Annotated in this window: 13 protein-coding genes and 1 riboswitch; of the genes, 12 read left to right on the forward strand and 1 reads right to left on the reverse strand. The window is 68.7% G+C overall.

Annotation, left to right across the window (positions count from 1 at the left end):
• The first annotated feature begins 60 nt into the window (after window positions 1-60).
• Window positions 61-357, forward strand: a complete 297-nt coding sequence (locus tag ASG69_RS09870) for a DUF3263 domain-containing protein (RefSeq protein WP_156380489.1) — start codon at window positions 61-63, stop codon at window positions 355-357.
• A gap of 93 nt (window positions 358-450) precedes the next feature.
• Here the strand turns inward: ASG69_RS09870 and ASG69_RS09875 are convergent, their stop codons facing one another.
• Window positions 451-2,286: an NAD(P)/FAD-dependent oxidoreductase gene (locus ASG69_RS09875; RefSeq protein WP_056444431.1), complete on the reverse strand. Its 1,836-nt coding sequence runs from the start codon at window positions 2,284-2,286 to the stop codon at window positions 451-453.
• A 193-nt stretch (window positions 2,287-2,479) separates the two neighbouring features.
• Here ASG69_RS09875 and ASG69_RS09880 point away from each other — a divergent pair, with 193 nt between their 5' ends.
• The 11 genes from ASG69_RS09880 to gcvP all read left to right on the forward strand — a co-directional run bounded on the left by ASG69_RS09880 (window position 2,480) and on the right by gcvP (window position 12,970).
• Window positions 2,480-3,526, forward strand: coding sequence for a 2,3-butanediol dehydrogenase (locus tag ASG69_RS09880; protein ID WP_056074975.1), 1,047 nt, complete (start codon window positions 2,480-2,482; stop codon window positions 3,524-3,526).
• A complete protein-coding gene (locus tag ASG69_RS22125) occupies window positions 3,513-3,749 on the forward strand; it encodes an SDR family oxidoreductase (RefSeq protein WP_268788566.1) in 237 nt (78 codons plus the stop codon). Before ASG69_RS09880 ends, ASG69_RS22125 begins: the two co-directional genes overlap by 14 nt.
• Before the next feature lie 58 nt (window positions 3,750-3,807).
• Window positions 3,808-5,112 carry a GAF domain-containing protein gene (locus ASG69_RS09885; RefSeq protein ID WP_056444434.1) on the forward strand — a complete coding sequence of 435 codons (1,305 nt, stop codon included), beginning with the start codon at window positions 3,808-3,810 and terminating at the stop codon, window positions 5,110-5,112.
• Window positions 5,113-5,131: 19 nt separating this feature from the next.
• Window positions 5,132-5,740 carry an NUDIX hydrolase gene (locus tag ASG69_RS09890; RefSeq protein ID WP_056444437.1) on the forward strand — a complete coding sequence of 203 codons (609 nt, stop codon included), beginning with the start codon at window positions 5,132-5,134 and terminating at the stop codon, window positions 5,738-5,740.
• 46 nt (window positions 5,741-5,786) lie between these two features.
• Window positions 5,787-6,407 (forward strand): CDP-alcohol phosphatidyltransferase family protein, encoded by a 621-nt coding sequence (locus ASG69_RS09895; RefSeq protein WP_056444439.1) that lies wholly within the window; start codon window positions 5,787-5,789, stop codon window positions 6,405-6,407.
• Between the two features lie 109 nt (window positions 6,408-6,516).
• Entirely contained in the window at window positions 6,517-6,921 is a 405-nt protein-coding gene (gene gcvH, locus ASG69_RS09900) for a glycine cleavage system protein GcvH (RefSeq protein WP_027505442.1), read from the forward strand.
• Between the two features lie 185 nt (window positions 6,922-7,106).
• On the forward strand, window positions 7,107-7,607 hold the full coding sequence (gene garA, locus ASG69_RS09905) for a glycogen accumulation regulator GarA (RefSeq protein ID WP_027505441.1): 501 nt from the start codon (window positions 7,107-7,109) through the stop codon (window positions 7,605-7,607).
• On the forward strand, window positions 7,607-8,350 hold the full coding sequence (gene ftsR / locus ASG69_RS09910) for a transcriptional regulator FtsR (protein ID WP_027505440.1): 744 nt from the start codon (window positions 7,607-7,609) through the stop codon (window positions 8,348-8,350). The genes garA and ftsR overlap by 1 nt, the downstream gene beginning before the upstream one ends.
• 124 nt (window positions 8,351-8,474) lie before the next feature.
• Window positions 8,475-8,948, forward strand: a complete 474-nt coding sequence (locus ASG69_RS09915; protein ID WP_027505439.1) for a bifunctional nuclease family protein — start codon at window positions 8,475-8,477, stop codon at window positions 8,946-8,948.
• Window positions 8,949-9,212: 264 nt separating this feature from the next.
• Window positions 9,213-9,785 carry a MerR family transcriptional regulator gene (locus ASG69_RS09920; RefSeq protein ID WP_231476295.1) on the forward strand — a complete coding sequence of 191 codons (573 nt, stop codon included), beginning with the start codon at window positions 9,213-9,215 and terminating at the stop codon, window positions 9,783-9,785.
• 36 nt (window positions 9,786-9,821) lie between these two features.
• Window positions 9,822-9,940: riboswitch (glycine riboswitch) on the forward strand.
• A gap of 168 nt (window positions 9,941-10,108) precedes the next feature.
• Window positions 10,109-12,970 (forward strand): aminomethyl-transferring glycine dehydrogenase, encoded by a 2,862-nt coding sequence (gene gcvP, locus ASG69_RS09925; RefSeq protein ID WP_056445108.1) that lies wholly within the window; start codon window positions 10,109-10,111, stop codon window positions 12,968-12,970.
• Window positions 12,971-12,976 lie beyond the last annotated feature (6 nt).

Genomic DNA, 12,976 nt, shown 5'->3' on the forward strand with positions numbered 1-12,976 from the left:
TCGTCGGCATGTTCACCGATCCGTCACCGCAGTGTCGGATCGATGGGCAATACTCGCGTCGTGACACGCACACCCTTCCCCGCAGCCTCCCGGTCGACGACGCCCGGCGCAGCACCCCTGTCCACCGATCCGACGGATCCGTCGGAGACCGACCTCGCGATGGTCGCCTTCCTGCGGCGGTGGTACGTCTACGGCGGCGGCCGCGCCGAGGACATCCTGGTGGAGTTCGGACTCACGCCCCACGAGTTCTTCGGTCGTGTGAAGGTGTTGCTGGAGAACGGCGTTCGGGTCACCGACCGCGCGCTGGTCGAGCCCATGCTCGCCGTCTGCCGGAAGCGGCTCTGGCTCGGTCAGTGACGACCGGCCTCACACCGACCGTGAAGTGACGTTCTCTCGCTCCGACGACCGCCGTGTGCGTGTCGAGGGACACGCACACGGCGCACGCGTCTGTCAGCGCAGGTGATGGACCTCCTGCAGCCCGTACACGGGGGTGTCCAGGCCTTCGTACCGAGCCTTCAGCTGTAGGCCGAGGTAGAGCGAGTAGTGCCGCGACTGGTGCAGGTTGCCGCCGTGGAACCACAGGTTGTCCTGCTGCGTCGGCTTCCACATGTTGCGCTGCTCGCCCTCCCACGGGCCGGGGTCCTTGGTGGTGTCGGAACCGAGACCCCAGCACTTGCCCACCTTGTCGGCCGTCTCCTGGTCCACCAGGTCGGCCACCCAGCCGTTCATCGATCCGTAGCCCGTCGCGTACACGACGAGATCGGCCTCGAGTTCCGTCCCGTCGGACAGCACCACCGAGTTCTCCGTCAGGTGGTCGACCTGGCCGCCGACGAGGTGGATGCTGCCGTCCGCCACCAGCTCCGAGGCGCCGACATCGATGTAGTAGCCGGAGCCGCGCCGCAGGTACTTCATGAAGAGTCCGGAGCCGTCGTCTCCGAAGTCGTGCTGGAAGCCGGCCTTCTCGAGGCGGTCGTAGAAGTCCCTGTCCTTCTCGGCGATCTGCTGGTACACCGGGATCTGGAACTCGTGCATGATGCGGTACGGCAGTGAGGCGAAGGTGAGATCCGCTTTCTGCGTGGTCATTCCGGATTCGACGGCGCGCTCGGAGTACAGGTCGCCCAGCGCGATCTCGCACAGCGAGTCGGACTTGACGATGTGAGTGGACGATCGCTGGAGCATCGTGACGTCGGCGCCCGTCTCGAACAGCGCCTTGCAGATGTCGTGCGCCGAGTTGTTCGAGCCCACCACCACGACCTTCTTGCCGACGTAGGCGTCCGGACCGGGATGCTGACTCGAGTGATGCTGCTCGCCTCGGAAGACGTCCATTCCCGGGAAGTCGGGGATGGAGGCCTTGCCGGACATGCCCGTCGCCATCACCAGCTGCTTCGGTCGCAGCGTCACCTCCTCGCCGTCACGATCGACCACCACGGTCCATTCCCCGGCCGCCTCGTCGAAGGTCGCCGACAGGGCGGTCGTCTTCGTCCAGTACGGCACCTCCATGACCTTCGTGTACATCTCCAGCCAGTCGCCGATCTTGTCCTTCGGGGCGAACACCGGCCAGTTGTCCGGGAACGGCAGGTAGGGGAGGTGGTCGTACCAGACCGGATCGTGGAGGCACAGCGACTTGTAGCGTCCTCGCCACTGATCACCGGGGCGCTCGCCGCGATCGACGACGATGGCCGGGACGCCCATCTGACGCAGGCGAGCGCCCAGAGCGATGCCACCCTGACCGCCGCCGACGACGAGGGCGTAGGGCTGGATGCCGTATCCCAGTTCCTTCTCCTCCGCCTCGCGTCGCTCGGCCCAGGTCTTCGTCTCCTTGTTCGAGCCGTGCACAGCCCCCATCGGTCGCGCGTGCCCGCGCGGTTCCTCGTACCCCTTCAGTTCCTGCATCGTCGTCAGCAAGGTCCAGGCGAGCGACTCACCGGACTCCGCGTCGGTGCGTAGCCGCAGATGTCCCTTGCCGCGTGCCGTCGCGGTCTCGAACTCGATCCATGCGGAGGTGACACCGTCGGCCTCGTCGGGTGTCTCGGTCGTGCGGAAACCCTGCGGACCGACGTCGGCGAGCCGTGCCGTCAGCATGTCGGCGATACCGTCGCGTCCCTCCACCGTCTTGAGGTTCCAGGTGAACGTCACCAGGTCGCGCCAGAAGCTGTCGACGGCGAACATCGCGACGACTCGATCGATGTCCCGCGCAGCGAGCCCCGCTTCGAAATCGGCCAACCATGCGTCGACCCGCTGCTGCGGCGAGATGCTCTGCGTGGGTGGCTCGAGGGTCTGGGTCATGACAACTCCGTCTTCGTCGTTCCGTGGTCGTGCTCGTGTGATGCACAGCACACGCCGTGGACGCGGTCCGAGGAAGAGTTGCAGCGGGTTGCAGTCGCAGGTGCAACCGACTGCAACCCTGTCGTGCTGTGCCGCGTGTCACATAGAACGGTGATCACGGCCGTCGCTGGGACGGCCGGTGAGGAGTCGAACGATGCGCGCAGCGGTGTACCACGGGCCCGGCAAGGTCGAGATCGCCGATGTCCCGGAGCCCCACCCGGGACCGGATCAAGTGAAGATCGCCGTCGGTGCCAACGGCATCTGCGGTACCGACCTGCACGAGTACTACGCCGGTCCGATCTTCATTCCCACCGAGCCGCACGCCCTGACCGGTCAGCAGATGCCGCTGATTCTCGGACACGAGTTCTCCGGCACCATCACCGAGCTCGGCGCGGGAGTGACGGGATGGTCGATCGGCGACCGTGTCGCCATCGAACCGCTGTACCGCTGCGGGCACTGTGGTCCGTGTCGAGCCGGCAACTACAACGTGTGCCAGTCGATCGGCTTCCACGGACTGATGTCCGACGGCGGTATGGCCGAGTACACGGTGGTGCCGACCGACATGCTGCACGCGCTGCCGGACTCCGTGTCCCTCGATCTGGGTGCGCTGGTGGAGCCGATGTCGGTGGCCTACCACGCGGCGACTCTGGGTGAGGTGCGCGAAGGCGACACCGCGATGGTGTTCGGGGCGGGACCGATCGGCATCGGACTCTGGTTCGCGCTGCGCGGCAAGGGGCTCGACGACATCCTCGTGGTGGAGCCGTCCGCGACCCGGCGGGCAGCGATCGAGGCGCTCGGTGCACGCACTCTCGACCCCACGTCCGTCGACGTCCCCGCTTTGGTGGCCGACGAGACCGACGGGCGCGGCGCCGACGCCGTGTACGACGCGGCCGGTGTCGCGCCGGCGGTGGCGACCGCGCTGGCGTGCGTCGGGTCCCGCAAGCCGATGGTCAGCGTGGCCATCTACGAGAAGCCGCTCACCACACCGCTTCTCGATCTGGTGATGAAGGAGGCCCGCATCCAGGGGTCGCTCTGCTACACCTCCGCCGACTACGACGCCGTCATCGCTCTGATGGCCGACGGCGTGTACGACCCCACCGGGTGGGTGTCGCGCATCGGGATGGACGCGGTGATCGACGACGGCTTCGAGGCACTGCATGCCGGCACGAAGATGAAGGTTCTCGTCGATCCGTCGCTCTGACCTCCGTCCCGGACGTCCACCATCACATGAAGGAGACACTCATGAGCATCGACGGACAGGTCGCACGGGCGCGACCTACGAGAAGTTCGTGGGCGGTATCGCGTCGGGCCGAGCCGAGACTCCCGACGACGTCGCGGGATACGTGTCCTACCTCGCCGGGCCCGACGCGGCGTACATGACCGGTCAGGCCGGTCTCATCGACGGCGGACTCGTCTACCGATGACCGATCGGGACAGACCCGGGGATGACGCGCACTGTGATGTGGAGCACAATCGGTGTCGATGACTCGAACCTCCGAACCCGAGCCCGCCGTCGCGGCAGGTGAGGACCCACGTCGGTACGCACAGCTGCTGTCCGCCGTGTACGACGCGACCATGTCGGGTGCCCGCGCGCCCGCTCGCCCCCGCGACGTCATCGGTGACTCGTGGCAGCGCGTGATGAACCTGGGTGTCGATCCGGAGAACCGCGGACCCGCCGATGCTGTCGACGCCGCGGCACTCGAGCAGATGCGTCGGGACTCGGGGCTCGTGGAGATCCTGCCGGAGTTGACCGGGAGCCTGCGTTCGGTTCTGCAGGACTCCGACAACCTACTGGTGGTCGCGGACCGGCTCGGGCGGGTGCTGTGGCGCAGCGGGGCACCCTCGGTGCTCGAACGCGCCGATCGGCTCGGCTTCGTCGAGGGGGCCGACTGGGCCGAGGACAGTGTGGGAACCAATGCCATCGGCACGGCACTGGTCTCGCGCTCGGCGGTGCAGATCTTCTCCGCCGAGCACTTCGTGCGCACTCACCACGCGTGGACCTGCGCGAGCAGTCCCATCAAGGATCCGCGTACCGGCCGGGTGCTGGGTCTCGTCGACGTCAGCGGACCCGCGAGTTCGGTGCACCCGACCACGCTGGCGCTGATCGATGCCGTGTCTCGACTCGCCGAAGCTCAACTGCGTGAACAGCATCGACGCACGCTCGACAACCTGCGCTCGGTGGCGGCGCCGATGCTGGCTCGGTCGGAGACGCCCGCGCTGGCCGTCGACGGGCACGGGTGGGTCGCGGCGGTGGCGTCGGTCCCGGTGCGCAATCGGGTGCTGCTCCCCGATGAGGTGGCGCCGGGCCGACTGTGGGTACCGACGCTCGGCGTGTGCGATCTGGAGCCGCTGCCCGGTGGCTGGATGGTGCGACCGGCGTCCTCGCAACGCGACGGAGTGGTCGACGGGGAGTCGACGCCGACGAACATCCGCATCGACGTGTCCGACCCCTCGCGCACCGTGGTCGAGGTGTCGAGTCCCTTCGGAACCTGGTCCCACGAGCCGACACCTCGGCACGCGGAGATCCTCTTCCTGCTCGCCGCGAGGAGAGACGGGCGCACCGCGGCAGAACTTGCGACGGAACTGTTCGGCGACAACGGCCGTGCCATCACGGTCCGGGCCGAGATGTCACGGCTGCGCAAGGCCTTCGCCGGCGTGGTGCTCGCGCAGCCGTACCGGATCGACGAGTCCGCTGTCGTGGAGCTGGCCCTTCCGGCGGATCGCTCGCGCATCCTGCCGTACTCGGCGGCGCCGGCCGTGCGCGCGCTGCGCGCACCGGCCCGGTGAGCCTGGCTACTGTCGCCTGATGGACACGCGCCTCGAACGTGCAGAGATCGTGCGGACGCTGGGCGGTTTCGAGAGTCGGCTCATCGAGGGCGGTGACGAACGGCGGGCATCGGTCGTGGTGGCCGTCGGCGGGGAGCCCGGCGATCGGCACGTGCTGCTGACGAAGCGGCCCTCCCGGATGCGCGCGCATCCGGGCCAGTTCGCGTTGCCTGGCGGGCATGTCGACGACGGCGAGACACCGGTCGATGCCGCCCTGCGCGAACTCGACGAGGAGGTCGGCATCCGAGTCGGCCCGGACTCCGTGCTCGGGACGCTCGACGACTATCGGACCCGCTCCGGCTACGTCATCCGTCCGTTCGTGGTGTGGATCGCGGACTGGACCGGGGACGCGGTGCCAAATCCTGACGAGGTGGAGTTCCTCTACCGCGTCACCGCGGACGAGCTCGACGTCGACGCCCGGTTCGTGTCGATCGCCGAGTCGCCGCGACCGGTGGTGCAGTGGCCTTTCCGCTCGAGCCTGGTGCACGCGCCCACGGGCGCGGTGGTGCACCAGTTCCGCGAGGTGGTGCTCGGTGGGCGGCACACCCGCGTGCACGACTACGAGCAGCCGGTCTTCGCCTGGCGGTAGCGGCTCGTCGGGTCCGGACGGCGCGCCCGTGTGGAAAGCTCGGGGGATGACCGATCCGGCGTCCGACAGCCCTCGCGACGTGGTCGCCGGTGTCGTCGGCGATCGCATCCTGACGGTGCCCAATGCTCTGAGTGTCGTTCGTCTGCTCGGGGTGCCGGTGTTCCTGTGGTTGTTGCTGGGGGAGCAGGCGTACGGCTGGGCGCTGCTGCTGCTCCTGCTCAGCGGGGCCACGGACTGGTTGGACGGCAAGCTCGCCCGGCTGCTCGACCAGTCGTCGGCCCTGGGTGCTCTGCTCGACCCGTTCGTCGATCGCCTGTACGTCGTCACCACACTCGTGGGGTTCGCCCTCGCGGGCATCCTCCCGTGGTGGGTGGCCGTGGTCCTGATCGCGCGGGACGGCATCCTCGCACTCACCCTGCTGCTCTACCGGCGGCGGGGACTCGCTCCGCCCGAAGTGATCTACCTCGGCAAGGCCGCGACGTTCGTCCTGATGAGCGCCCTGCCGTTCCTCCTCGCCGCGCGGGTGGACTGGGTCGGCGCCGACGTGATCGCGGTTCCCGCACAGGCCCTGCTGGTGTGGGGGACCGCGCTGTACCTCTACACGGGCGCGCTGTACCTCGGCCTGGCGCTCGGTCCGGTCCGACGCCTCCCGCTCACCGCACGATGAGCCGGGGAGCGCCCGCCTTGCGGAGGCGGAAAGCTCGCCAATACGCTCAGCGCGAGTGCGGTTCTCCTCGTCCGCACCGCGACAACGCCTGCGAAAGGACCCGGTTCACGTGAGCCAGACCGATATCCCCACCGAGTTGCGGTACACGGCCGAGCACGAATGGGTCCAGCGGACCGGCCCCACCACCGTGCGCGTGGGCGTCACCGACTACGCACAGTCGCAGCTCGGCGACGTCGTCTTCGTTCAGCTGCCCACCGAGGACGATGCGGTGTCGGCCGGTGAGTCGCTCGGCGAGGTGGAGTCCACCAAGAGCGTCTCCGACATCTACGCCCCGCTGTCGGCCAAAGTGGTTGCGGTGAACGGTGAACTGGACGGCGACCCCGAACTGGTGAACAGCGATCCGTACGGCGCCGGCTGGCTCGTGGACCTGTCCGTCGACTCCGAGAGCGATCTCGACGACGCCCTCGAGGCGATGATGGACGCCGAGGGGTACGCGTCGATCACGACCACGTAACAGCCGTGCCCGGCGGGCGGGCAAGCACGCCCGGGCGACGGTGTGTGCAAGGTACGGTCGGTAAGGTCCTCACGTGGTTCGGCGGCACCCCGGTCGGGGAACCGCGGAACCGTCAGACAAGCGTGACAAGAGAATGTGCTGAATCGCCTCGTGGGTGAGGGGCGATCAGATCGAGGAGGAGAAACGTGAGCGATAACGGCAACGACGGCGTCTACGGAGAGTCCCCCGCGGAGACCACCTCGGTCTTCCGAGCGGACTTCCTGAACGAGATCGATTCCGCAGCGGCGCCCCAGGGCTCCTCCGACGCACCGGTCTCCGGGGTCGAGGGTCTGCCCGTCGGTTCCGCCCTGCTCGTCGTCAAGCGGGGCCCCAACGCGGGCTCGCGCTTCCTGCTGGACCAGCCCACGACGTCCGCGGGACGCCACCCGGACAGCGACATCTTCCTCGACGACGTGACCGTGAGCCGTCGCCACGCGGAGTTCCGTCAGGACGACGAGGACTTCCAGGTCGTCGACGTCGGCAGCCTCAACGGCACCTACGTCAACCGTGAGCCCGTGGACTCCGCCGTTCTGGCGAACGGCGACGAGGTGCAGATCGGCAAGTTCCGCCTCGTGTTCCTGACCGGTCCGAAGGGCCAGTCCGCAGGCGGTCAGCTCGGCGAGACGTCTGCCGGCGCAGGTAGCTGATGACGGCAGTCGGACAGCAGTCCGGTGGCGGCATGTCGATCGGGTCCGTACTCGATCGACTGCGCCCGGACTTCCCCGACGTCACCATTTCGAAGATCCGTTTTCTCGAGGCCGAGGGACTGATCTCCCCGGAACGAACGGCGTCGGGTTACCGGAGGTTCTCCGTCGAGGACTGCGAGCGCCTGCGCTACGTCCTCACGGCGCAGCGTGATCACTACCTTCCGCTGAAGGTCATCAAGGAGCAGTTGGACGCGCTGGACAACGGCATCCGTTCCGTGGGTCCCGACGGTGTCGCCGCGGCGCCCAAGGGGCCTCGTGTCCTGGCTCTGGCGCCCGGAAGTGTCTCGCCCACCGAGTTTCTCGGGGAGCGGCGCGTTCGGATGAGTCGTGCCGACCTGCTCGAGCGTGCGGGCGTGGACGAGCCGTTCCTGCTCGAACTGCAGAAGAGCGGCCTCGTCTCGGCGGGTCCGGCCGGCTTCTACGACGAGGAAGCCGTGGTGCTCGTGCGCACGGCATGGGCGATGGCGCAGTACGGGCTCGAGGTGCGGCATCTGCGCGCGTTCAAGCTCGCCGCGGACCGCGAGGCGAACCTGCTGGCTCAGGTTGCCGGGCCGGTGGCACTGGGTCGTGACGCGGGCGCGCGCGACCGCGCCGAGGAGCTCGTCCGGGAGCTGGCCGCGTTGTCGCTGTCGCTCCACACGTCGTTGGTCAAGTCCGCGGTTCACGGGATACTGGACAAGTAGCCCCGAGGGCGTGCGTCGGCCGCTCGCACGGCCGGTCGTCGGCGCCGCGGGTCAATACACTGGAGAGCACGTCCGCCCCGTCGAGTGCGCGGGCGACGAGTCACAGCAGCTGGGAGGCGGCGCAATGGGCGAGATGCGCGTGATCGGTATCCGGGTGGAGCAGCCACAGAATCAACCTGTTCTGCTGTTGCGCGAGTCGGACGGGGAACGGTACCTGCCGATCTGGATCGGTCAGACGGAAGCCACGGCGATCGCACTGGAGCAGCAGGGCGTGCAACCGCCGCGTCCGCTGACCCACGATCTCATCGGTGACATCGTCACGGCCCTGGGGCGATCGTTGAAGGAGGTTCGCATCGTCGATCTCCAGGAGGGCACCTTCTACGCCGACCTGGTCTTCGACCAGGACGTGCGCGTCTCGGCACGCCCGTCGGACTCGGTCGCCATCGCCCTGCGAGCCGGCGTCCCCATCTTCGCGGAGGAGCCCGTCCTGGCCGAAGCGGGTCTGGTGATGCCGGACGAGCGCGAGGACGAGGTGGAGAAGTTCAAGGAATTCCTGGACACCATCTCGCCGGACGACTTCAAGGCGACCGACGGTTAGATAACGATCGAGTCTCACCCTTGAGTTGAGGTTGAGGCTTACCGCGTGGCGCGTTGCCTCACGGCTCCGCGGTCCATAGCGTTCGGGTCGATGAAGGACGTGCCGCTCACCGCGGCGAGGGCGTATTCTCGACCTCGCCGAGCGTCACGGATGTCATCGTCGTTCTCACCGCGCATGCCGAACAGGTTCGCGGACGAGGACTCCAGGCGGACCATCCGAGAGGGAGAGAAACACGTGGCAGATCAGCCGCAGGAGCCGGAGCAGATGAGCCTGCTGGCATCGAACGACGTGGACGAGGTGCAACCCGGTCTCTTCCCCGACGATTCGGTTCCGGACGAGTTGGTCGGCTACCGCGTTCCCAGTGCGTGCCAGATCGCCGGCATCACCTATCGGCAGCTCGACTACTGGGCCCGCACCGGCCTCGTGGTGCCGTCCATCCGCGGCGCGGCAGGATCCGGTAGCCAGCGGCTGTACTCCTTCAAGGACATCCTGGTCCTCAAGATCGTCAAGCGGCTCCTGGACACCGGCATCTCGCTCCAGAACATCCGTGTCGCCGTCGACCACCTCCGTCGTCGTGGCGTGGCGGATCTGGCCCGCATCACGCTGTTCTCGGACGGCACCACCGTCTACGAGTGCACGTCCGCCGAAGAGGTCGTCGACCTGCTGCAGGGCGGACAGGGCGTCTTCGGGATCGCGGTCAGCGGAGCCATGCGTGAACTGACCGGCGCCATCGCCGACTTCCCCGCCGAGCGTGCCGACGGCGGCGAGAGCCAGCCGACGCCCGAGGACGAGCTCGCCTCCCGCCGCAAGAATCGCGCGAGCCGCAAGACCGGCTGACCCGCCGACGCGCACTCCCATATACTGAGGAAGCGTCGACGCCGCACGGGAGAGCTTCGCCGGGACACGGTCCGTCACAGGACCGAGCCCGACGAGCGCCGAAGGAGCAGCACCTCTCCGTCAATCTCTCAGGCACCCGGGACCGTGCGGGCTCCGACGCCTCTGGAAAGTGGTGGAATCGTCCACCCGCCCACGGGGAAAGGCGCCGCACGCGGCGGCCGAATCTCTCAGGCGCCCGGTGGTCTCGGGCATCACGACAGAGGGAGAGGGGCGTCCCTCCCTGCGTGTGGGGCGTGCACCTCGCCACCACCACGGGAGATCACGTGACCGCCGAACCCCGCTCGACCTCCGGACTCCGTACCTTCGTCGACCGCCACATCGGGCCCGACACGGAGCAGACCGCGCGACTTCTCGACGTCATCGGTGTGGCGAGCCTGGACGATCTCGCTGCCGCCGCGGTTCCCGCCGACATACTCGACGCGGCCGTCGACGGCATCGCGGACGGTCTGGACGCTCTGCCCGCGCCGGTCTCCGAGCACGAGGCACTCGCCGAACTGGCCGCGCTGGCCGCGAGCAACACCGTCGCGACGTCCATGATCGGCCAGGGTTACAGCGCCACGCTCACCCCGCCCGTCCTGGTGCGCAACATCCTCGAGAACCCGGCCTGGTACACCGCGTACACGCCGTACCAGCCCGAGATCAGCCAGGGCCGACTCGAGGCACTGCTCAACTTCCAGACCATGGTGTCCGACCTGACGGGTATGGACATCGCCAACTCCTCGATGCTCGACGAGGGCACCGCCGCGGCGGAGGCCATGACGCTGCTGCGCCGTGCCGGCAAGTCGAAGTCGGCCCGCCTGGTCCTCGACACCGACCTGTTCCCGCAGACCCGCGCCGTCATCGCGACGCGCGCGGAGCCGCTCGGCATCGAGCTCGTCGACGCCGACCTCGCGGCGGGCCTGCCCGAGGGCGAGTTCTTCGGTGTCGTGTCGCAGACGCCGGGAGCATCGGGCCGCATCGTCGACCTCACGTCGGTGATCGCCGAGGCGCACGATCGGGGCGCCCTCGTGGCCGTCGGCGCGGACCTCCTCGCCGCCACTCTCGTCACCTCGCCCGGCGAGCAGGGGGCCGACGCGTGCTTCGGCACGTCGCAGCGGTTCGGCGTCCCGATGGGCTTCGGTGGACCCCATGCGGGATACCTGGCCGTGCGCACCTCCCACGCTCGTCAGTTGCCGGGCCGCCTCGTCGGCGTCTCCGTCGACGCCGACGGATCGCCCGCCTACCGCCTGGCTCTGCAGACACGTGAGCAGCACATCCGCCGCGAGAAGGCGACGTCCAACATCTGCACCGCGCAGGTGCTCCTCGCCGTCGTCGCCGCGATGTACGCGAGCTACCACGGTGCCGACGGGCTCACCGCCATCGCGCGGCGCGTCGCCGGCCACGCGGCCTCGCTGGGTGCCGCGCTGCGCGCCGGTGGCGTCACCGTGGTGCACGAGAACTACTTCGACACCGTCCTCGCCCGCGTACCCGGCCGCGCGGCCGAGGTGGTCGCCGCCGCGAAGACGACCGCCGCGATCAACCTCCGCTTCGTCGACGACGACCACGTCGGCATCTCCTGCGACGAGGCCACGATCGACGCTCATGTGGAGGCCGTGCTGCAGGCCTTCGGTGTCGAGCCGGCCTCCGGCTCCGCGCCGATCGCCGTTCCCGACGCCCTCTCCCGTACGTCGGAGTTCCTGACGCACCCGGCGTTCACGCGGTACCGCACCGAGACCGCCATGCTCCGGTACCTCCGCGCGCTGTCCGACAAGGACATCGCCCTCGACCGCAGCATGATCCCGTTGGGCTCGTGCACCATGAAGCTCAACGCCACCGCGGAGATGGAGCCCATCACGTGGCCGGGCTTCAACGCCCTGCACCCCTTCGCACCCGCGGACGATGCTCCCGGCATGGCGCGCATCATCAGCGACCTCGAGGAGTGGCTCGTCGCGGTCACCGGCTACGACGCGGTGTCCCTGCAGCCGAACGCGGGCAGCCAGGGCGAGTACGCAGGCCTGCTGGCGATCCGCAACTATCACCGCAGCCGCGGGGACGACGCACGCACCATCTGCCTCATCCCGTCCAGCGCCCACGGCACCAACGCGGCGTCCGCCGTGATGGCCGGGATGAAGGTCGTGGTGGTGGCGTGCCGCACCAACGGTGACGTGGACGTCGACGACCTGCGCGCCAAGGTGGCCGAGCACGCCGAGTCGCTGGCCGCCATCATGATCACCTACCCCTCGACGCACGGCGTCTACGAACACGAGATCGGCGACATCTGCGCCGCGGTGCACGACGCGGGTGGCCAGGTGTACGTCGACGGCGCGAACCTCAACGCTCTGGTCGGCGTGGCGCGCCCCGGTCGCTTCGGCGGCGACGTCAGCCACCTGAACCTGCACAAGACGTTCTGCATCCCGCACGGCGGCGGCGGCCCCGGCGTCGGTCCGATCGGCGTCCGGTCCCACCTCGCGCAGTTCCTGCCCGGACACCCGTTCGTGGAGGGTCTCGGTGAGACCGGTGCGATCTCGGCCGCACCGTACGGTTCGGCGTCCATCCTGCCGATCACGTGGGCCTACATCCGCATGATGGGTGCCGCCGGTCTACGGCGCGCGACCCTCACCGCGATCGCTTCGGCGAACTACATCGCCCGCCGACTCGACGAGTACTTCCCGGTGCTCTACACCGGCGATCGCTCGATGGTCGCGCACGAGTGCATCCTCGATCTGCGGCCCATCACGAAGCGGACCGGGGTGACGGTCGACGATGTCGCGAAGCGGTTGGCGGACTACGGTTTCCACGCACCGACGATGAGCTTCCCGGTGTCGGGCACCCTCATGATCGAGCCGACCGAGAGCGAGAATCTCGACGAGATCGACGCCTTCGTCGACGCCATGATCGCCATCCGCGCGGAGATCGAACGAGTGGCGTCGGGGGAGTGGACCGTGGACGACAACCCGCTCCGGGGCGCGCCGCACACGGCGCACTGCCTCGTCACGGACTGGACGCACCCGTACTCGCGCGAGGAGGCCGTCTACCCGGCCGGCACCTCGCGCGCCAAGGTGTGGCCGTCGGTGCGGCGGATCGACGGCGCACACGGCGATCGCAACCTCGTGTGCTCCTGCCCGCCGATCGAGGCCTTCGCCTGACCCACT

Origin of the sequence: Rhodococcus sp. Leaf225 (genome assembly GCF_001426145.1) — a bacterium.
Classification (GTDB): Bacteria; Actinomycetota; Actinomycetes; order Mycobacteriales; family Mycobacteriaceae; genus Rhodococcoides.